This is a genomic window from Kitasatospora sp. NPDC002040, from assembly GCF_040296785.1.
Taxonomy (GTDB): Bacteria; Actinomycetota; Actinomycetes; order Streptomycetales; family Streptomycetaceae; genus Kitasatospora.
In genome coordinates this window covers 106157-126639 of record NZ_JBEOXV010000009.1, presented here as the reverse complement: position 1 = coordinate 126639, position 20483 = coordinate 106157, and the positions used below count along the sequence as shown (strand labels likewise).

Here is a 20483-nt window from a genome sequence, read left to right as displayed (position 1 = left end):
CCGCGTCAGCAGGCGGTGGCGAGCTCGCGGCTCCGCACCGGGGTGCGCGGCACGAAGGCCACCACCCGGGAGCCGCGGTGCAGGTCGACCCGCACCTTGAGGTCGGCCGCCCGGGCCAGCACCAGGCCGACCACCAGCGCGGCCAGCGCGGAGACCGCGCCGCAGGCCAGCAGGCCGAGCCGGGGCCCGTAGACATCGGTCACCCAGCCGACCACCGGGGCGCCGATCGGCGTGCCGCCGGTGAAGACCAGCACCAGCAGGCCGCTGACCCGCCCGCGCATCTCCGGGTCGGTGGAGAGCTGGATCATCGAGTTGACCGAGGTGTTGAAGGTCAGCCCGAACACCCCGATCACGGTGAGCAGCAGCGCGAAGGTCCAGTACCCGGGGGCGAAGGCGGCCAGCACCTCCAGCGCTCCGAAGACCAGCGCGGCCCCGACCAGCCGGCGCAGCCTGGGCGCGCCGCGCCGGGCCGCGAGCAGGGCGCCGGCCAGCGAACCGACCGCCATCGCGGTGTTCAGCAGACCGTACTGCCCGGCCCCGACGTGGAAGGTGTCGTAGGCGAAACCCGACAGCAGGGTCGGGAAGTTGAACCCGAAGGTGCCGATGAAGCCGGCCAGCACCATCGGCCAGAGCAGCTCAGGACGCTCCTTCACGTACCGGAGCCCCTCCCGGAGCTGGCCCTTCTGCCGGGCCACCGGCTCGGTCGGGCGCAGCTCGCCGGTCCGCATCGCCAGCAGTCCGCCGATCACGGCGGCGAACGAGAGCGCGTTGACCGCGAAGGCCCAGCCGCTGCCGACCGCGGCGATCAGCAGACCGGCCACCGCCGGGCCGATCAGGCGCGCGGTCTGGAAGTTGGCGGCGTTCAGGCTGACCGCGTTGGCCAGGTCCTTGGCGGGCACCATCTCGCTGACGAAGGCCTGCCGGGTGGGGTTGTCCACCACGGTGACCAGGCCGAGCAGCAGCGCGAAGACGTAGACGTACCCGGCGGTGACCGCACCGGAGATGGTGAGCACCGCGAGGCCGACGGCCAGCAGGCCCATCGCGCCCTGGGTGGCGATCAGCAGCCGCCGCTTGGGCAGCCGGTCGGCCAGGACGCCGCCCCAGAGGCCGAGCAGCAGCATCGGGAGGAACTGCATCGCGGTGGTGATGCCGACCGCGAGCGGGCTGCCGGTCAGGCTGAGCACCAGCCAGTCCTGGGCGATCCGCTGCATCCAGGTGCCGGTGTTGGAGACCACCTGGCCGGCGAAGTAGTAGCGGTAGTTGCGGACCCGCAGGGAGGAGAACATCCCTCCGGGCCGGGTGAACTGCGCCCCCGTGGGGCCGTCCCCGCGCCGGGGTTCCCCGGTCGGGGCGGACGCGGCGGTCGGTGCCGCCGCGGTGCGTTCGTCGGGGTCGTCGTCGCCGCTGCCCGGCAGGCCCACCGGAGTGGGCGCCAGGCTGTCGGCGGGGGCAGCCGTGGTGGCTGCCGAATCGGTGCTCGGGTCGTCGGTGCGGATGGCGGCGCTGGCTGCGGCCGGCGGTGTCACGTTGTGCTCCCCTCGAAGCGCGACCACGGACGTGGCTGCGGTCGCGCTACTGGTGTTTCGGTTGCGTCCTGCGGTGATGCGGTACTCCTTCTTCCGGTCCTGAGGTGTCCGTGCGTACGTCAGAGGTGGGCCAGCTTGTAGAGGACGGGTGCGGCCTCCTTGAGTACCGCCCACTCCTCCTCGGTCAGCCCCTGGGCCAGCTCGGCCAGCCAGGCGTTCCGCCTGCGGCGGCTCTCCGCGAGGATCGCCTCCGCCTGCTCGGTGCTGCTGACCACCACCTGCCGGCGGTCCTCGGGGTGCGGCTCGCGCCTGACCAGCCCCTTCTCCTCCAGCATCGCGATGATCCGGGTCATCGACGGCGGCTGGACGTGCTCCTTCCTGGCGAGCTCGCCAGGGGTGGCCTTGCCGCACCGGCCGAGGGTGCCGAGCACCCCGATCTCGGTGGGACTCAACGACTCCTCGACCCGCTGGTGTCGCAACCGGCGGGAGAGGCGCATGGCGGAGGACCGCAGCTGACTGACGGCTGCGAGGTCCTCCTCGGACATCTCGGGCATAGTCATTAGCCTATCTCATTACTCTCGCTAATAAAAATTCATACCCGCCGGCCGCCGGGAAGGCTGGACATCACGTCAGGACTTCGTGCCCAGCCCTTGGCGTACTCGTGAAGGACCGGCGCTGACCTGCGAGTTCACAGAATCCCCCAGGGTTGCCCGGAATCTGACCCGCCGTTAGCCTCCAGATTGTCAGGAACACAGCACATCGGCACAGTGCACCCCGCCCCGTCCAGGGAGTCCTTTTGGGTCACATCGACCACGCTGTCCACGGCTGGGTCACCCCGGCGATCTCGTACTTGGCCGCCTGCCTCGGGGCCATGCTCGCCCTGCGCAGCACCCGGTGGGCCCTGCTCACCGAGGGCCGGACCAGGCGGAACTGGCTCACCTTCGCCTCGGTCTCGCTCGGTGTCGGCATCTGGAGCATGCACTTCATCGCGATGCTCGGCTTCGCCGTCCGCGGCGCCGAGATCCGCTACAACGTCCCGCTCACCGTGCTCAGCCTGCTGGTCGCCATCGCGGTGGTCGGCGCGGGCATCTTCACGGTCGGCTACAGCAGCCGCCCGGTCGGCTCACTGCTGGCCGGCGGCGTGGCCACCGGGCTCGGTGTCGCGGCCATGCACTACCTGGGGATGGCCGCGATGCGGGTCTCCGGCAGCATCTCGTACGACACCACCACGGTGGCCGCCTCGGTCGGGATCGCGATCTTCGCGGCCACGGCGGCGCTCTGGGCCGCGCTCAACATCCAGGGCACCGCGGCGGTGCTGTCCGCCGCACCGGTGATGGGGATCGCGGTCTGCGCGATGCACTACACCGGGATGGCCGCGATCAGCGTCCAGCTCTCGGCGGTCCGCACCACGCCGCCCGGGGTGATCGCGCTGCAGTTCGTCTTCCCGCTCGCCGTCGGCCTGGGCACCTACGTCTTCTCCAGCGCGCTGGCGTTCGCCGTCGCCCCGAGCAAGCAGACCGGGCGCACCTCGGTCTTCCTCGGCCCCGCCGCACCCCTCGGCGCCCGGGCCCGGTGACCGTCCGGACCGGGTGACCCGGGAGGCCCCGCCGCTGCCCGGCGGGGCCTCCCGCGCTCAGCCCCGCAGGTGGGCCGGCGTCGCGTCCGGGCAGCTCTTGTGCACGAAGGCCCGCCGCAACTGGTGGTAACTCTCGCCCGGGTCCAGGAAGTTGTGCCGCATCCTGGCCAACTCCTCGGCCCGGTAGGCCGCCAGCGGCTTGACCGCCTCGTCGTCGGCCCGCCGCTGCTTCTTCGCCAGCAGCCCGGCCGCCAGCCCGCCCGAACCGGCCACCCCGGCGGCCTGCTCCTGCACCCAGCGCCGGAACGCGGTCGAGTCCCCGGTCCCGACCCGGTCCACCAGGCCGATCGCGAGCGCCTCCCCGGCCCCGACCGGCAGGGCCGCCGCGGTCAGCCGGTCGGCCTGCTCGGCACCGACCCGGCGGGGCAGCGTGTAGGTCCAGTACTCGGAGCCGTACAGCCCCATCAGCCGGTAGTGCGGGTTGAGCACCGCCGAGGCCCGGCACCAGACCTCGTCCGCGGCCAGCGCGAGCATCAGGCCGCCGGCCGCCGCGTTCCCGGCCAGCGCCGCGACGGTGTACTTGTCGGTGGTGGTCAGCACCGCCTCGACCAGGTCGTCCATCGCGTTGATGTTGGCCCAGGACTCCTCGGCCGGGTCGGCGGCGGCCTCGATCACGTTCAGGTGGATGCCGTTGGAGAAGAAGTCCCGGCCCGGGCCGAGCACCAGCACCGAGGTCGGCCGGGCCACCGCCGTCCGGTACGCGGCCAGCAGCCGGCGGCACTGCGCGGTGCTCATCGCCCCGCCGGGGAAGGCGAATTCGAGGTAGCCGACCTCGCCCTCCTCCCGGTACCGCAGCTCCGACCAGGTCTGCCGCCCGGCCGCGGCCGAGGGCGACACCGGCACCTCGGGCACCCCCGCCAGCACCAGGGCGGGCCCGAGCACCCGGGCGGCCGGCAGCTTGAACGCGGGCGGCCCGCCCGCCTCCCGGCGCGGCCGCAGCTGCGGTATCCAGACCGCCCCGTCCACCGTGGCCCGGCACACCGCGCCGTCCCGGCTGGCGATCAACTCACCCGGCCGGCCGCGCAGTTCGTCCTCGGCGCAGCCGCCGTGCAGGAAGTACTCCCGGCCGAACAGCACGTCCAGCACCCCGGGCTGGCTGTCCGCCGCCCGCAGCTTGCGCAGCACCGTCGCGGTGTCGTCCCGGTCCCAGTCGATCCGCCGGAACTCCTGGGCGTGGTACGGCCGGAGCTGCCCGGTGACGTCCCACTGGCCGTAGTCCAGCGGCTCGGGCGCGTACCAGCCGCTCTCGAACCGCTCCACCGCCAGCAGCGCCGCCTCGACCGCCGCGTCCGCGACCTCGTTCCGGTACAACTCGCTCTTCCCGCAGGCCCGGACGGCGAACGGCACCGAGGCCCAGATCGGCCCGGCGTCCATCTCCGCCACCGCCTGCAGCACCGTCACCCCCCATTCGGCCGCCCCCTGGTGGACCGCCCAGTCCAGCGAGGACGGCCCCCGGTCCCCCTTCGGCCCCGGATGCACGATCAGCACCGGGTACCGGCTCCAGACGTCCTCGGGCACCGCCCGGGTCAGCATCGGCGCCAGGATCAGATCGGGCCGGAACCGGGCCACCCCGGCCCGGACCACCCCGTCCCCGAGCGCGAGCTCGACCCCGACCGTGTGCCCGCGCTCCCTCAGCTCCACATGGACGCGCTGGGTCAGGCTGTTGAAAGCGCTGGCGATCAGCAGAATGCGCATTTGCCCTCCGACGGCAGGTCAGCAGTACCGCGAACTCCCCCCGTTCACCCTGCTCAGCCCCGCCCCGAGCCCCGGGCGAGCCTCATCCAAACATGGACATGACCACTGGAACCGCCTCCCCCCGGACCTCTACAACACCCCTCCCAAACACCCCCCGGGAACGCACCGGGCCCTCCCACCGGTCAACGGTGGAAGGGCCCGGGCGACTGCCGCGCGGATCAGCCGAGGCCGAGCGCCGGCATCAGGTAGTAGAAGGCGAAGACCGCGGCGACCGCGTACATCGCGACCGGGACGGAGCGGGCCCGGCCGGTGGCGAGGCGGAGCACGCAGAAGGTGATGAAGCCGAAGCCGATGCCGTTGGTGATGGAGTAGGTGAACGGCATCAGGACCATGGTGAGGAAGGCCGGGACGGCGATCGTGTAGTCCGACCAGTCGATCTCCCGGATCGAGTTGGCCAGGATCAGGAAGCCGACCGTGACCAGCGCCGGGGTGGCGGCCTGGGCCGGGACCATGGTGGCGAGCGGGGTGAGGAAGAGGGCGACCAGGAACAGGGCGCCGGTGACGATCGAGGCGAAGCCGGTCCTGGCGCCCTCGCCGACGCCCGCGGTGGACTCGACGAAGCAGGTGTTGGCGGAGGAGGAGGTCGCGCCGCCCGCGGCGGTGGCGATGCCGTCCACCATCAGGATCTTGTTGATGCCGGGCAGGTCGCCCTTCTCGTCCAGCAGGTGCGCCTCGTCCGCGACGCCGAGGATGGTGCCCATCGCGTCGAAGAAGCAGGACATCAGCACGGTGAAGACGAACAGGCAGCCCGTCAGGATGCCGACCTTCGAGAAGCCGCCGAACAGGCTGACCTGGCCGACCAGGCCGAAGTCGGGCGCGGCCACCGGGTTGCCGGGCCACTCCGGGACGGTCAGGCCCCAGGAGGAGGCCGGGACGCTCGCGGCCTGGTCGATCACGAGCGCGACGGCGGTCATGGCGACGATGCTGATCAGGATCGCGCCGGGGACCTTGCGGACCAGCAGCACCAGGGTGAGCAGCAGACCCAGGATGAAGACCAGCACCGGCCAGCCGTTCAGGTGGCCGTTGCCGCCCAGCTGGAGCGGGACGGTGGTGTGCGCGGCGTCCGGGATCCGGCTGACGAAGCCCGCGTCGACCAGGCCGACCAGGCAGATGAAGAGGCCGATGCCGATCGCGATGGCCTTGCGCAGGCCGAGCGGCACCGCGTTCATCACCCGCTCGCGCAGCCCGGTGGCCACCAGGATCATGATCGCGAACCCGGCCAGCACCACCATGCCCATGGCGTCCTGCCAGGTCATCCGGGGGGCGAGCTGGAGCGCCACGATGGTGTTGACGCCGAGTCCGGCTGCCAGGCCGATCGGCACGTTGCCGATCACGCCCATCAGCAGCGTGGTCAGACCGGCCGTCAGGGCGGTCGCGGTGACCAGCTGGGCGCTGCTCAGGTGGGTCCCGTTCATGTCCACGGCACTGGCCAGGATGATCGGGTTGAGCACCAGGATGTACGCCATGGTGAAGAAAGTGGCGACACCGCCGCGGACCTCGCGGGCGAGGGTGGAGCCCCGCTCGGAGATCTTGAAGTAGCGGTCCAGCGGGCTGGACGGCTGCGGGGCGGCCGGGGAAGGCTCGGGCGACTCTACGGTCGGCTGGGCCAGCGGAGACATTCGCGTCCTCGTCAGGTGGGGGAGGTGAGGAGGGCGGAGACCCGGAGCGTCACTGGCCGGGGCTGCCGGGCGACGGCCGGGCAGTCGGGGGATCGCACCAGGGCCGTAGCGGATTCTCAGTATGAGTTCCTCGATCGTGCACGCGCCATCTTCGCGCGTAGAAAGAGCCCATTACGGTCGGACTCGATCATTCGACCGCCCCTGCCACTACGGCGCCGGGCACCCCTCCCCTTAGGCTGGCCCCATGGCCAAGACCGCACTGCGCCCCTCTCCCCCGCCGCTGGAAGCGAACGACGTCGCCATCGTCGGCGGCGGCACGGTGCTCTGGTTCGTCGGCTTCCTGGTGCTGATCCCGTTCAAGGGCAGCCTGGAGCAGCACGGCCACGGCAGCTGGCCGTGGATCTGCCTGTCCGGAGCCGCGCTGGGGCTGATCGGCCTCTGGTACTGCCGGGCCCGCCGGGACGCGATCCGCCGGGACCGGGAACAGGCCGCCGAGAGCCCCGCCACTCGGTTGGACTGAATCGGCCCAAGGTAGGGCGCACCGCGCAAATCGCCCACCTAGAGTCGGTCCCATGACTCATCCCGCGGAGAACACGGCGACCGGGCCGGGCGACGGCAACGGCGACCTGGCCGGGACCGGGACCGGCGGTGCCGAGGCCGACGGCGCGCACGCCTGCCGCCCCCGCCAGGAGCGCCGGGGCGGACTGACCGCCGCCGAGGTCGCCGAGCGGGTGGCGCGGGGCGAGGTGAACGACGTACCCGTCCGGTCCAGCCGCTCGACCCGCGAGATCGTCCGGGCCAACGTCTTCACCCGGTTCAACGCGATCATCGGCATCATGTTCGGGATCATCCTGGTGGTCGGCCCGCTCCAGGACGGGCTGTTCGGCCTGGTCATCGTCGCCAACACGGCGATCGGCATCATCCAGGAGCTGCGGGCCAAGAAGACCCTGGACGGACTGGCGCTGATCGGCGAGGCCAAGCCGCAGGTCCGCCGGGACGGCACCGCGCAGCAGGTCGCGGTGGCCGGCATCGTGCTGGACGACACCGTGCTGCTCGGCATCGGCGACAAGGTGATCGTCGACGGCCGGGTCACCGAGGCGGACGGTCTGGAGATCGACGAGTCGCTGCTCACCGGCGAACCCGACCCGGTGCTCAAGCAGCCCGGCGACCAGGTGATGTCCGGCAGCTTCGTGGTCGCCGGGGCCGGCGCGTTCACCGCCACCAAGGTCGGCCGGGAGGCGTACGCCGCCCAGCTGGCGGAGGAGGCCAGCCGGTTCACCCTGGTCCGCTCGGAGCTGCGCAGCGGGATCGACGCGATCCTGAAGTTCATCACCTGGCTGCTGATCCCGACCGCGATCGGCCTGATCATCAGTCAGCTCGCGGTGGAGCGGAACGACTGGCGCGAGGCGGTCCGCCGGATGGTGGCCGGCATCGTGCCGATGGTCCCCGAAGGGCTGGTGCTGCTCACCTCGGTGGCGTTCGCGATCGGCGTGGTGCGGCTCGGCCGCAAGCAGTGCCTGGTGCAGGAGCTGCCCGCGATCGAGGGGCTGGCCCGGGTGGACACCGTCTGCCTGGACAAGACCGGCACCCTCACCGAGGGCGGCATGGACCTGGTCGAGCTGCGCCCGCTGGAGGCGGTGGACGGCCGCAGCATCGACGGCCACCTGCGCCCCGGCGCCCCACTGGCCAACCACGTGCTCGCCGACGAGCGGACGCTCCGGCAGGCGCTCGGCGCGATGGGCGGCGCGGACTCCCGGCCGAACCCCAGCATGCAGGCGGTGATCGACGCCTACGGGGACGGCAGCGGCGGCAGCGGCGAGCGCTGGCGGGTGCTGGAGGCGATGCCGTTCTCCTCCGCCCGCAAGTGGAGCGGAGTGCAGCTGCTGGAGCCGCAGGGCACCGAGGCCAGCTGGCTGCTCGGCGCCCCGGACGTGCTGCTGCCCGCCGGGCACCCGGCCCTGGCCGAGGTGGACGAGCTCGGCTCGCGCGGCCTGCGGGTGCTGCTGCTCGGCCGGACCCCGCACCCGCTGGACGCGCCCGACCCGGCGGCCGAGCTCCAGCCGCTGGCCCTCCTGGTGCTCCAGCAGCGGCTGCGCGAGGACGCCGCCGACACCCTGCGGTACTTCGAGAGCCAGCGGGTCGAGGCCAAGGTGATCTCCGGCGACAGCGCGGTCTCGGTCGGCGCGGTCGCCGCGCACCTCGGGCTGCCGGGCGCCGAGGCACCGCTGGACGCCCGGACCCTGCCCACCGACCCGGAGGAACTGGCCGAGGTGGCCGAACGGACCACCGTCTTCGGCCGGGTGACGCCGCAGCAGAAGCGCGAGCTGGTCGGCGCGATGCAGGCGCGCGGGCACACCGTGGCGATGACCGGCGACGGCGTCAACGACGTGCTCGCGCTCAAGGACGCGGACATCGGCGTGGCGATGGGCTCGGGCAGCGAGGCCACCCGGGCGGTGGCCCAGATCGTGCTGCTGAACGACAGCTTCGCCACCCTGCCGTCGGTGGTGGCCGAGGGTCGCCGGGTGATCGGCAACATCGAACGGGTGGCCAACCTCTTCCTGGTGAAGACGGTCTACTCGGTGCTGCTGGCGCTGCTGGTGGTGATCACCCAGGTGCCGTACCCGTTCCTGCCCCGGCACTCCACTCTGCTGAGCTCGCTGACCATCGGCATCCCGGCCTTCTTCCTGGCCCTGGCGCCGAACAACGAGCGGGCCAGGACCGGCTTCGTCCGCCGGGTGCTGCGGCTCGCGGTGCCGGGCGGCGCGATCGCGGGCGCCGCCACCTTCACGGCCTACATGCTGGCCAGGTCCGACCACGCGACCGACCTGAAGGCGGACACCAGTGTCGCGACGTTGACGCTGTTCCTGGTGGCGATGTGGGTGCTGGCGATCGTGGCCCGGCCGTACAACTGGCTCCGGATCGCGCTGATCGCCACCATGGGCGGGGCCTTCACGCTGGTGCTGCTGGTGCCGTGGCTGTCGGACTTCTTCCAGCTCTCGCTGGCGGGCACCCGGGACCCGTGGATCGGGGTGGGCATCGCGGTGGTGGCGGGCCTGCTGCTGGAGGTCGTCTGGCGGGTCATCGTCCGCCGCAACGGCGACGGCTGAGCGATGGTCGGACGCCGACGGCCCGCCCCCGGTGACCGGGGGCGGGCCGTCGCGTGGTCCGGCTACTCGAAGTCCCGGGCCGCCAGCAGCTCGTAGGCCCGGTCGGGCTCGGCCAGGGCGGCCAGGATCTCGAACCGGCGGTGCCACTGGCCGACCGACCAGGCCAGACCGGCGGCCAGGCCCTCGGGGGTGGCCGCGTGCAGCAGGCCCGGTACCGGCGGGACCTCGAACTCGTCGTCCTCGTCGGCCGCTTCGGCCTCCTCCGGGTCGTACGGGAGCTCGGGGGCGGCGGCGGAGGTGTCCCAACGCCAGCCGACCGCCGCCTCGTTGCCGTCCGGGCCGACCACCAGGAGCTCCTCGTGCTCCTCGTAGACGGCCGGGCAGCCGGGCAGCAGCTCCCGCACCACGGCCGGGGTCCGGTGCAGGGTGCCCTCGGACAGCACCCGGCCGCCGGCCACCTCGCTGGCCAGCGAGACGTGCAGCCGCTCGGCCAGCTCCGGCGCCAGCTCCGGGGCGACCGGCAGCAGCGGGTACGGGTGCAGCAGCTCGACCAGGTCGGGGGCGTCCGCGACCACCGCCTCGGTGGCGTCCACCAGCACCGTGGTGTCGGGGCGGCGGCCGGTCTCCGGGTCCATCGGCGGCACCGCCCGGACCAGGTCCAGCGGCTCGATCCGCTCGGCCGGGACGCCCGCCAGCGCACTGTGGATGCCGTGCAGTTGACGGTGCGTCACGGCGGAGGCCGGATCGGTCAGCCGGTCCAGCAGCTCGTCCGGGCCGTGCGGCTCGGCGAGCAGCGCGGCCAGCGTGGTGCGGACCCCGAGGGCGTGCAGGAAGGTCTCGTCCAGCGTGGTGCGGGCCTCGTCGTAGAGGCCGCGCAGCAGCGGGTCGGCACCGGCGGCGCGCAGGCCGGCCGGCTCGCGGCCGTCCAGCACCGGGTGGTCCCGGAGCCACCAGGCGGTGTACGGCGGCAGGTCCACGTAGCTGCCGTTCGGCAGCAGGGTGCGGACCGGGTTGACCACCGCCTCCCGGTACGGCGGCCGGGACAGCAGGGCCAGTGCCTCGGGCCAGGCGTCCTCGTCCACCAGGTCCAGGTCGCGGACCGCGAGCAGCTCGGCGGCCACCGGCGGGACCCCCAACTCCCCGTTGTCGTCCGCGTGCAGGGCCTCCAGCGCGTCCTCGCACCAGTCGGCCAGGCCGTCGGGGGCCTCGTCCAGCAGGCCGGTCGGACGGCCGCCGGCCGCCCGGTCGGCGGGGGCGGTCGGGTCGAGCCGCTCCAGGTCGTCCGGGTCCAGCACCACGTCCTCGGCCCGGACCAGCACGAAGGTGCTCAACGCCCCGGCCGCCGCCAGCACTTCCGGGCCCCAGCGCTCCAGCAGGTCCTCGTCCACGTAGCCGGCGTCGTCCTCCCGGGCCAGCGCGGCCAGCGGGGAGTCGGGCAGGATCAGCTCGCCCGCGCGGGACAGCTCGCCCTCGTCGTCCGGCAGGGCCAGCCGGGCCAGCCACCGGTGCTCGCCGGGGGTCGCCCCGGCGGCCTTCACCAGGGAGAGCACCGCGTCGGCCAGGTCGACGGCGGCGTCGAAGTCGTCCTCGCCCAGCTCCAGCGAACGGGCCACCGCCGCCCGCACCTCCGGGGTGTCCAGCACCCCGGCGGGGGTGGCCGTCCCGGCGCCGAGCTTGGCCAGCAGCGGGTGGGACGCCTCCGGGTGGGCCAGCCGCAGGTCGAGCAGGCCGAGCGCGTCGGCCAGTGATTCGGGGTAGCCCTCGAAGCCGGCCCAGTCGGCCGCGTCCGAGGGCAGCAGCACCCGGCGCGGTCCGGTCACCGTACGGCCGTCCGCCAGCGGCACCGGCAGGGCGCCCAGCGACTCGGGGTCGGCGCCCGCGAGCGCCGCGTACAGGTTCCGCCACCAGGCCGGTTCCCGCTCCAGGCCGCCGAGTTGGTCGACCACCTCGGCCAGCGGCACCCGGCGCACGGCGAGCACCCGCAGCTCGGTCCGGCGCTCCAGGCCGGCCGGCAGCAGGCCGGGGAAGATCGGCGCCAGCGCCTCCACCACGTCCCGGTCGGCACCCTCCAGCAGGGTGGCGTCCCGGGGCCGGAGCGCCGGGGTGCCCTCCTCCACCGGGGCCGGGTGCGGCAGGAACGGGGTGGCCGGCAGCCGGTGCAGGATCGCGTTGCGCAGCGCGTTGTCCAGCGCGCCCTCGCCGAGCGGCCCCGGCACCAGGCTGAGCGACCCGAGGTCGCCGCCCCGGGCCCGCAGCAGGTCGGCGTACGCGTCCGCCGCCCGCTCGGTCAGGAAGTCGGTGAGCGGGCCGGGCGCGACGTGGCGGCGGGTCGGGTCGAGCGGGTAGCCGGCGATCAACAGCGCGGGTACGCCCAGGGGTTCGTCGCTCGGGGTCGGCGCGTGCACCACCGGCGCGGTGCGCAGGGGTTGCGGGGTGCCGTCCGGGTTGACGGGCACCGCCCAGGTCACCGACCAGTACGGGCGGGCGCGTTCCTCGGTCGGACGGTCCGCCAGCAGCTCGGCCGCGGTGGTGCCGGTCAGGGTGACGGTCTGCCAGTCGGTGCTGCGGCCGCCGTCGGTGAGGGTGACGGTGGTGATCCCCTCGGCCGGCGCCGCGGCGGCGGAGCGCGACAGCGTCCGGACGCCCTCGGGCGTCTCCACCGTCACCTCGGCCAGACCGGGCAGGGTGAGCAGCAGCGCGTCGTCGATCCCGGCCAGCAGCCGGCGGGTCAGATCCTCGGCGGCGGCGTCCCGGAGCGGGAGCACCACCACGGTGTCGTAGCCGGTCGGCGCCGCACCCTCGGCCGGGAGCGGCAGCCGCAGCAGCGGTACGTGGCCCTCCCGGCGGCGCAGCTCCTCGGCCAGCTGCGGCCGGGCCCCGGTCAGCGCGTGCGCCTCGGCCAGCGACCAGCGCACCCCGCCGTGGGCGGAGAGCACGGCCGGTTCGTCGGTGACCGCGAGCACGGCCGCGAAGCCGACCCCGAAGCGGCCGACGGTGGGGGCGTCGTCGGTGCGCTTGGAGGAGGCGCGCAGGGTGGAGAGCGACTCGACGGCCGCCGCGTCCAGCGGGGCGCCGGTGTTGGCGGCGGCCAGCACGCCGTCCCGCAGGGTCAGCCGCAGCCGGCCGGGTTCGGCACCCGCGCGGGCCGCCGCGTCGGCGGCGTTCTGCGCCAACTCGACGATCAGGCGGTCGCGGTAGCCGCCGAGGGCCAGCTCCTCCTCGGCGTTGGCGTCCTCCCGGAACCGGGCCGGGGCGGCCGTCCACGCTTCCAGTACCCGGTGCCGCAGGCCGGCCGTGTCGAAGGGGTCGGCCACCTGCTCGTCGCTGCTGCCGCCGATGATCCGAGGCTCCACTGCACTGCCGCCTTCCGCCGCCACCCTGGCTTGCCGTACCGGGCATTCTCCCCTGCCGTGGCGGCGGCGCCGCGCAGGGGCGCATGGTTCGGCGGACCGGGGCCCGGGGAACGACGGCGCCGCCCCCGCGTGCCGGTCCGGGAACAGTGCCCGGCCGGCCACGCGGAGGCGGCGCCGTGTAGTTCTTCTCGCCGCTCCCCGGGCCCCTGACCGCTACGAGTGGCCGAGCTCCTCGGCGGGGGCGTCGGGCTCGACCGAGCCGCTGCTGCGGTCGGGGTGGAGCTGCATCGGCTCGACCTCGAGCTCGTCCAGGATGAGCTCGGAGGGCGCGGGCGGGGCCGGGATCACGGCCGCCTCGGAGTGGCCGCCGCAGCCGTAGGCGAGCGAGACGACCTGGCCGTCGGCCGGACCGTACTCGTTGCCGCAGATGCCGAAGGCCTGCCCGAGCGAGCCGCCGATCGGGATCAGGAAGCCGCAGGAGGTGCAGTTGGCCGGGGCCGCCTGCGCCATCGGGGTCTGCGGACCGTAGGCGGTCTCCCAGCGGTCGGCGGCCAGGTGCAGGCCGAGCCGGGACAGCACCCGGGGCCGGCCGAGGCCGAGCTCCTCGGCGATCGCGCCGATCCGGGCCCGGGCCGGGGCCGGCTGGACCCCGGAGTCGCTGACCACCAGGTCCTCGGCGGCGTCCAGGACGGCCACCGAGTTCGGGGCCGGCTCGTCCTCGCCGGACCAGCCCGGCTCCAGCCGGAGGTCGTCCGCGTCGGTGGGGAGCAGGTCGCCGGGACCCATGTCGCCGGGACGCAGGCGCTCGCTCCACGGCACCCACTGCGGTGCGAGCACCGCGTCGGGTCCGGGCAGCAGCACCGTCTCGTCCAGGGTCACGTTCTTCGCCCGGGGCGCACGGGCCACCGTCACGGCCCAGTGCCAGCCGCGGTAGGCCGCGTCCAGGCACTCGAACGTGTGGGTGACGACCCGTTCTCCGTCGGCGCGGACACCCAGGTGCGCACCGATGGTCTCGGCTCCGACCGCCTCGACGGCAGCCTGGCGGGCGATCTCGACGGCCTCGGCACAGAGCCGGTCGGGGGTACGGCTTCGCATCGCAGCACTCACGGCGTCGATTCTCTCCCAAGTTCTGTAGCCTGCGGCCCATTTGCCCACGGCCAGTCAGCTGCTGGACCCGCGCGGTCCTGCCAGGAGCTCCGGTCCGGTGGGCACCGTCTCTCGTATCATTCTGCGCGACCTGCGCCCGTCCGCTGACCGGCCGCGCCGCCCGCCGGGCAGTGCACGCGCGTAGTGCAGGCTACCCGCCGGTCGGCCACCCAGGACAGTCCGGCTTGGACGCGGGCCTGACGAGGTCCCGGTGATCATGGTGCTGCCCGGCGTCGTTCCGGTGTTTCTCGGGCAGGATTGGGGTGTGGCGGAGGAGATCCCGTCGCGGCCCGAACCGGACGGCCCGCAGCAGCCGGGCCCGCCCCCGCCGGTGCCGCGAGAGCCGAATGCCGTCCCGTCGGCGAGTGACAGCGGTCCGCCGCCGGACGGTGGAGCGGTGGCGCCCCGCCGGAACCTGTTGGTGCGCGGTGCCTCCTCGGCCGGGCTGCGCACCGGCCGGGTGGTGCACGGCACCGGCCGCCGGATCCGCCGGGCCACCGCCGCCGAGGGCGCGGGTGAATCGGGCCTCGCCAAGCTGATCGAACTGCACGCGCTGAACTCCTTCGGCGACATGCTGATCGCGATCGCGCTCGCCTCCACCGTCTTCTTCTCGGTGCCCACCGGCGAGGCCCGCGGCCGGGTGGCGCTCTACCTGCTGGTCACGATGGCCCCGTTCGCCCTGCTGGCCCCGGTGATCGGCCCGCTGCTGGACCGGATGCCGCACGGCCGCCGGACCGCGGTGGCGATCTCCATGCTGGCCCGGGCGGTGCTGGCCTGGACCATGGCGGGCCCGGTGGTCGACGGCGGCCTCGCGCTCTACCCCGCCGCGCTCGGGGTGCTGGTCGCCTCGAAGGGGTACGGAGTGGTGCGCAGCGTCGTGGTGCCCCGGCTGCTGCCGCCCCGGCTCTCGCTGGTGAAGGCCAACTCCCGGGTCACCCTGGCCGGGCTGCTGGCCGGCATGCTGGCCGCCGGGGTGGGCGGGCTGCTCCACCTGATCGGGCCCGCCTGGCCGCTGCGGGGGGCCTTCCTGGTCTTCGTGGCGGGCACCCTGATGGCCTTTCACCTCCCGCACGAGGTCGACTCGGCCAAGGGCGAGCAGCGGGCCCTGCTGCACTCCGAGGAGCACCTGAGCGGGGAGGAGCACCGGCGCAGGCCCGACAAGGCCCGGCTGCGGACGGTCGGCCCCTCGGTGATCCTCGCCCTGCGGGCGGTGGCCTCGCTGCGGGCACTGGTCGGCTTCCTGGTGATGTTCCTGGCCTTCCTGCTCCGGGACGACCCGGTCGGCGGTCTGCAGCCGACCGTGACGATCGGGGTGGTGGCGGCCTGTGCGGGCGGCGGCAACGCGCTCGGCTCGGTACTTGGCTCCTGGCTCCGGACCCGCAGTTCGGAGGCGATCGTCACCGCCGGTCTGCTGGTCGCCACGGTGGCGGCCGCGGCGGCGGCCGTCTGGTACGGGCTGCTGACGGTGGGTCTGGTCGCGGCCGCGGCCGGGGCGGCCGCCTCGCTGGGGAAGCTGGCACTGGACGCGCTGATCCAGCGGGACGTGCCGGAGGCGGTGCGGACCTCCGCCTTCGCGCGGTCGGAGACCCTGCTCCAGCTCTGCTGGGTGGCCGGCGGCGGGCTCGGGATCACCCTGCCGCTGAACGGCTCGCTCGGGCTCGGGCTGGCGGCCGGGCTGCTCTCGGTGTCGCTGGTGTGGACCCTCTGGGCCCTGGTCAGGCTGGGCACCCGCCCGGGGGTGGCCCGGGTGAAGAGCCGGAGCGCCTGACCCCGGATCCCCTGATGGCCGAACGGGCGCCCCGCCCGGGCGCCCGGACGGGCGACCCCCGCGTTTGATGATCGGGGAAGGCCGGTAGCCTCTTGCCCATGAGCCTCAGCACCCGTGTCATCGCCGCCGTCGGCGCCGTTGTCGTGATCGGCGCCGGCACGGTCGGCATCTCCATCGCCCATGCCAACTCCGAGGGCAAGCCCGAGAAGCCGCTGTCCACCCTGGTGGTCGGCCGCTCCACCCTGCACGCCGGTCCGACCTGCTACAACGACGGCAAGCCGATCGACGAGGCAGCTCAGACGAAGTGCCAGAAGGACGCCGCCGCGGCGGTCAAGGGCGGCACCCTCCCCTCGCTCGACGTCAAGGTCACCGACAAGATCGGTGTCGGCGTCGACCCCGAGGTGGCCGACAAGGGCTGGTTCGCCTTCACCGACGGCGGTCAGCAGCAGCGCGCCACGCTGGCGTCGACCCGCACTGGTTCGACCTTCTCCGGTCTGCTCCCGGCCTCGGGCCTGCTGACCACGACCGAGAAGACCACCGTGACCGTGGTCGAGGCGAACGAGAAGACCGGCGACATCATCGGCGTCTGGTATTTCCAGCTGAAGAACAAGGACGCCGCCGGGCAGGAGCAGCAGCAGCAGGCTCCCCAGGAGCAGCAGTCCCAGTGACGGCGAGCCAGCCCCGCAACGGCGACGAGCGGCCGGGTACCCCCCGGCTGCTCGTCGCCGTTGCCGTTGCCGCCGAGGCCGAGGCCGTGCTGCGCGGGCTGCGGGACGGCGCGCGGCCGGTGCCGCTGGACGTCGGCGAGCTGCGCCGCAGCGAGCACGCCTCGGGCGCCGAGGTGGACGTGCTGGTGGCCGGGGTCGGCCCGACCGCGGCCGCCGTGTCGGTGGCCGCCGTGCTGGCCCAGCACCCGTACGACCTGGTGGTCTCGGCCGGGATCGCCGGCGGCTTCGTGCCCCGGGCGCCGATCGGGACGATCGTGCTGGCCGACGAGATCGTGGTGGCCGACCTGGGCGCGCAGACGCCGGAGGGCTTCCGGGACGTGGCCGCGCTGGGTTTCGGCAGCATCCGGTACACCCCGTCGCCCGGCGCCGTGCGGCTGGCCGCCGACGCGCTGGACGCCGCGACCGGGACGGTGCTGACGGTCTCCACCGTGACCGGCTCCGCCGAGCGGGCCGAGGAGCTGACGGCCCGCCACCCGCACGCGGTGGCGGAGGCGATGGAGGGCTACGGGGTGGCCGAGGCGGCGGCGCGGTACCGGGTGCCGGTGCTGGAGCTGCGGACGGTCTCCAACGCCGTGGGACCCCGGGACCGGGACGCCTGGCGGATCGGCGAGGCCCTGGGCGCACTGGAGCGGGCGTTCGTCCTGCTGCCGTACCGAGAGCTGGTCGAGGAGGTCTCCCGATGACACTGCAGGTCGCGTACTCGCCCTGCCCGAACGACACCTTCGTGTTCCACGCCTGGGCGCACGGGCTGGTGCCCGGGGCCGAGGCGCCCGAGGTGACCTTCGCGGACATCGACATCACCAACGGCCTGGCCGAGGCCGGGAAGCTCGACCTGCTGAAGATCAGCTACGGCCAGCTGCCCTGGGTGCTGGACGAGTACGCCCTGCTGCCCTGCGGCGGCGCCCTGGGCCGGGGCTGCGGCCCGCTGGTGCTGACCCGGGAGCCGGGCGCGGCGGCCGGCCTGGCGGGCCGTACGGTCGCGGTGCCGAGCGAGCGCTCCACCGCCTACCTGCTGTTCCGGCTCTGGGCGGCGAACGCGGTGCCCGGGGGCTTCGGCGAGATCGTGGTGCTGCCGTTCCACGAGATCATGCCCGCCGTCCGGGACGGCCGGGTGGACGCCGGGCTGGTGATCCACGAGGCCCGCTTCACCTACCAGCAGTACGGGCTGCACCGGCTCGCCGACATGGGCGAGGCCTGGGAGCAGGAGACCGGCCTGCCGATCCCGCTCGGTGCCATCGTGGCCCGCCGCTCGCTCGGCCGGGACCGGCTGGAGCAGCTGGCGGCGACCATCCGCAGCTCGGTCCGGATGGCCTGGGACAACCCCGAGGCGTCCCGGCCGTACGTGCTGGCGCACGCGCAGGAGATGGACCCGGCGGTGGCGGACCAGCACATCGGGCTGTACGTGAACGAGTTCACCGCCGACCTGGGCGAGGCCGGCTACGCCGCGGTGCGCGGCCTGCTCACCCGGGCCGCCGCCGAGGGACTGGTCCCCGCGATCGGCCCGGGTGCGCTGGAGTTCTGAGCCGGGGTCAGACGTCGAACTGGTCGGCCACCGCGCGCAGCAGGCCGGCCAGCTTCTGACCGGTCGGCTTGGCCGGGTGCCGGCCGTGCTGGAGGCCGGGCAGGATCGCGTCCAGGGTGGTGATCAGGTCCTGCACGATCGGTGCCAGGTCGTCCGGGCTCTTGCGCTGGGCCGCGGCCACCGAGGGCAGCGCCTCCAGCAGCGTGACCGACATCGCCTGGTCACCCCGGTGCCCGGCCACCACTCCGAACTCCACCCGCTGGCCCGGCCGCAGCGCGGTCACCCCGGCGGGCAGCGCCTTGGTGTGCACGAAGACGTCGCCGCCGTCGTCGCGCGACAGGAAGCCGAAGCCCTTCGTCTCGTTGAACCACTTGACCTGGCCGGTGGGCATCTCGAAGAGTCCTCGTGTGGGTGCGGGGAGACCCCGGCCGTGGGCCGGGGATCACCGGGGTGGATGACGAGCCGACCGCGCCGTGGGCGTCAGGTCGGTCTCGGAGTCAGCAGCCTAATGATCCGTCAGTGCCTCACCGGCACGCAGCCGGTTTCTCGTACGGCGTTCTGACGTGGCGGGCACGGCCCGACCAGGGCCTGGCGCGGTCAGGGAACGGCTGAGCGCTCTCCACGGACGGCACCCCCGATCAGGACGGCGGGGCACCCGAACGGCCCCGTGCGAAGGCTGCATACCCCGACCACCCGCGGCCCGAAACTTTCCGTCCCCGGGGAACTGCACACCGTGACGGACCATCAGATCCGTGCAGGTCGGAACGGCCGGGGCGGACCGGGCTCAGGCAGGGGCGGGCAGCCGGTCGGCGAGCCAGCCGAGCGAGGCGGGGAGCATCCGGCTCCAGGTGTTGAAGTTGTGGCCGCCGGTGTCCAGCGTGATCGAGGAGACCTTGGTGGCGCTGCCCTTCGCGGCGGCGGCGAACTGCTGGGTCGACGGGTAGTAGTCGCCGTCGCCCTCCTTGCTCCCGCCGACCAGCAGCGCGACGTCCGGCTTCGGCAGGTTGTTCAGCCGCCAGCCCAGGTCGGCCTGGTTGCGGCGGTCCTGGCTGCCGCCGAACAGGTCGCCGGTGGTCGGGTCCTCGGCGGCCCGGTAGTAGCCCGAGAGCGACACCCCGGCCGCGAACACGTCCGGGTGCTTCATCGCCAGCTTGAGCGCGCAGTACCCGCCGGTGGAGTTGCCGATCACGCCCCAGCTGCCCGGCCCCGAGGCGACCCGGTACGAGTCCCGCAGGGTCTGCGGCACGTCCTTGGCGAAGTACGTCTCCGACTGCGGGCCGCCGGGGATGTCCTCGCACTCGGTGTCCCTGGGCATGGCCGGCGACGGGCGCATCAGCACCAGCACGTACGGCTTGGACCTGCCCTCGTTGATCAGGTTCAGCTCGGTCGAGGGGTAGTTCAGCTTGGTGATCAGGTTCTTCGCGTCGCCGGGGAAGCCGGTGATGGCGATCGCGGCCGGAAAGCTCTTGTCCTTGAACTCCGGCTGGAAGTACTGCGGCGGCAGGTAGACGTACCCCTCGGTGGTCAGGCCGGTGCCGGCGCCGGGGATCCGGATCTTCTCCAGCCTGCCCACCGCGGCCGGCTCCCGGCCGACGGTGTTGGAGCCCCGGACGTTCTCGTGCGCGATCGTCTGCACCACGGCGCCCTTGCGGCCGTCCGCGAGCTGGCTCTGGATCACCACCGGTCCGTCCTGGTTGGTGCCGACCAGGTCCGCCCAGCTGCTGTAGAAGGCGAAGTAGTTGTTGGCCACCAGCCCGACGGTGCACATCACGGCGAGCTGGGTGCCCAGGATGGTGCCGATCCGGCCGAACACGCTGGCCCAGCTCCTCTTCGCCAGCCGGGGCCAGAGCCAGACCGTGGCGGCGATCATCAGCACCGACACCAGCGCCGACAGCGCGAGCACCTTGTGACTCGTCAGACCCATGTGTTCGTTCGCCCCTGCTCGCCCGGCCCGCTTCCCGACAACACCCTCCAGGGTGCCTGAGAGTCCGCTGTGCGGACTGAGCGTCTGGGCGGAACCCCGCCCCGCCGATCGGCGGGGGCGGTGGGCTGCGACACTGGGGGGTCCGTCCGGAGTGTCCGTCGTCGTCCGTTGAGGAGTCCCCGTGAGCAGCACGAGCACCGACCGTGGCGACGGCCTGGTCCGGGCCGGTTCGATCGTCTTCCTGATCGGGGCGGTGGCCACCATGGTGACGTTCGTCCCGCTCTTCTTCGATCTGCCGCGACTGCCCACGATCGCCTACTGGGTCTCGATGGTCATGCCGCTCGGCTTCCTGATCGCCCTGCTCGGCCTGCTCCGCTCCGCGCGCAGCCAGTAGGACCC

The 20483-nt window shown here is 73.6% G+C and carries 16 protein-coding genes; 8 read left to right on the top strand and 8 right to left on the bottom strand.

Annotated features, from left to right (window positions below; all coding sequences use genetic code 11):
* Positions 1 to 5: 5 nt before the first annotated feature.
* Positions 6 to 1526, bottom strand: coding sequence for an MFS transporter (locus ABT118_RS20895; RefSeq protein WP_350670686.1), 1521 nt, complete (start codon positions 1524 to 1526; stop codon positions 6 to 8).
* Between the two features lie 119 nt (positions 1527 to 1645).
* Positions 1646 to 2086 carry a MarR family winged helix-turn-helix transcriptional regulator gene (locus tag ABT118_RS20890; RefSeq protein WP_502884618.1) on the bottom strand — a complete coding sequence of 147 codons (441 nt, stop codon included), beginning with the start codon at positions 2084 to 2086 and terminating at the stop codon, positions 1646 to 1648.
* Between the two features lie 236 nt (positions 2087 to 2322).
* Here ABT118_RS20890 and ABT118_RS20885 point away from each other — a divergent pair, with 236 nt between their 5' ends.
* The gene (locus ABT118_RS20885; protein WP_350670682.1) at positions 2323 to 3102 is read left to right on the top strand and encodes an MHYT domain-containing protein; all 780 of its coding nucleotides are present in this window, start codon (positions 2323 to 2325) and stop codon (positions 3100 to 3102) included.
* Between the two features lie 57 nt (positions 3103 to 3159).
* On the opposite strand, the gene ABT118_RS20880 is transcribed toward ABT118_RS20885, so the two are convergent.
* Positions 3160 to 4857, bottom strand: a complete 1698-nt coding sequence (locus ABT118_RS20880; RefSeq protein WP_350670680.1) for an enoyl-CoA hydratase-related protein — start codon at positions 4855 to 4857, stop codon at positions 3160 to 3162.
* A 218-nt stretch (positions 4858 to 5075) separates the two neighbouring features.
* Entirely contained in the window at positions 5076 to 6536 is a 1461-nt protein-coding gene (locus ABT118_RS20875; protein WP_350670677.1) for an NCS2 family permease, read from the bottom strand.
* Between the two features lie 244 nt (positions 6537 to 6780).
* On the opposite strand from ABT118_RS20875, the gene ABT118_RS20870 reads away from it, so the two are divergent.
* Together ABT118_RS20870 and ABT118_RS20865 are read left to right on the top strand one after the other, a co-directional pair.
* Entirely contained in the window at positions 6781 to 7056 is a 276-nt protein-coding gene (locus tag ABT118_RS20870; protein WP_350670675.1) for a DUF2530 domain-containing protein, read from the top strand.
* Between the two features lie 52 nt (positions 7057 to 7108).
* Positions 7109 to 9643 carry an HAD-IC family P-type ATPase gene (locus tag ABT118_RS20865; protein ID WP_350670673.1) on the top strand — a complete coding sequence of 845 codons (2535 nt, stop codon included), beginning with the start codon at positions 7109 to 7111 and terminating at the stop codon, positions 9641 to 9643.
* Between the two features lie 62 nt (positions 9644 to 9705).
* Here ABT118_RS20865 and ABT118_RS20860 read toward each other — a convergent pair whose 3' ends face one another.
* Entirely contained in the window at positions 9706 to 12996 is a 3291-nt protein-coding gene (locus ABT118_RS20860; RefSeq protein WP_350670671.1) for a sacsin N-terminal ATP-binding-like domain-containing protein, read from the bottom strand.
* Between the two features lie 213 nt (positions 12997 to 13209).
* Positions 13210 to 14091, bottom strand: a complete 882-nt coding sequence (locus tag ABT118_RS20855; protein ID WP_350671070.1) for a DUF3027 domain-containing protein — start codon at positions 14089 to 14091, stop codon at positions 13210 to 13212.
* A gap of 448 nt (positions 14092 to 14539) precedes the next feature.
* On the opposite strand from ABT118_RS20855, the gene ABT118_RS20850 reads away from it, so the two are divergent.
* From ABT118_RS20850 to ABT118_RS20835, 4 genes are all read left to right on the top strand, one after another.
* A complete protein-coding gene (locus ABT118_RS20850; RefSeq protein ID WP_502884617.1) occupies positions 14540 to 15910 on the top strand; it encodes an MFS transporter in 1371 nt (456 codons plus the stop codon).
* Between the two features lie 98 nt (positions 15911 to 16008).
* Positions 16009 to 16578, top strand: coding sequence for a hypothetical protein (locus ABT118_RS20845; RefSeq protein ID WP_350670668.1), 570 nt, complete (start codon positions 16009 to 16011; stop codon positions 16576 to 16578).
* Positions 16575 to 17321, top strand: a complete 747-nt coding sequence (locus ABT118_RS20840; RefSeq protein ID WP_350670666.1) for a futalosine hydrolase — start codon at positions 16575 to 16577, stop codon at positions 17319 to 17321. The genes ABT118_RS20845 and ABT118_RS20840 overlap by 4 nt, the downstream gene beginning before the upstream one ends.
* Entirely contained in the window at positions 17318 to 18160 is an 843-nt protein-coding gene (locus ABT118_RS20835; protein ID WP_350670665.1) for a 1,4-dihydroxy-6-naphtoate synthase, read from the top strand. The genes ABT118_RS20840 and ABT118_RS20835 overlap by 4 nt, the downstream gene beginning before the upstream one ends.
* A 7-nt stretch (positions 18161 to 18167) precedes the next feature.
* Here the strand turns inward: ABT118_RS20835 and ABT118_RS20830 are convergent, their stop codons facing one another.
* Both ABT118_RS20830 and ABT118_RS20825 read right to left on the bottom strand, forming a co-directional pair.
* Entirely contained in the window at positions 18168 to 18551 is a 384-nt protein-coding gene (locus tag ABT118_RS20830; RefSeq protein WP_350670662.1) for a cold-shock protein, read from the bottom strand.
* A gap of 393 nt (positions 18552 to 18944) precedes the next feature.
* A complete protein-coding gene (locus tag ABT118_RS20825; RefSeq protein WP_350670660.1) occupies positions 18945 to 20084 on the bottom strand; it encodes an alpha/beta hydrolase in 1140 nt (379 codons plus the stop codon).
* A 181-nt stretch (positions 20085 to 20265) separates the two neighbouring features.
* Here ABT118_RS20825 and ABT118_RS20820 point away from each other — a divergent pair, with 181 nt between their 5' ends.
* Entirely contained in the window at positions 20266 to 20478 is a 213-nt protein-coding gene (locus ABT118_RS20820) for a hypothetical protein (protein ID WP_350670657.1), read from the top strand.
* The last annotated feature ends 5 nt before the right edge of the window (positions 20479 to 20483 follow it).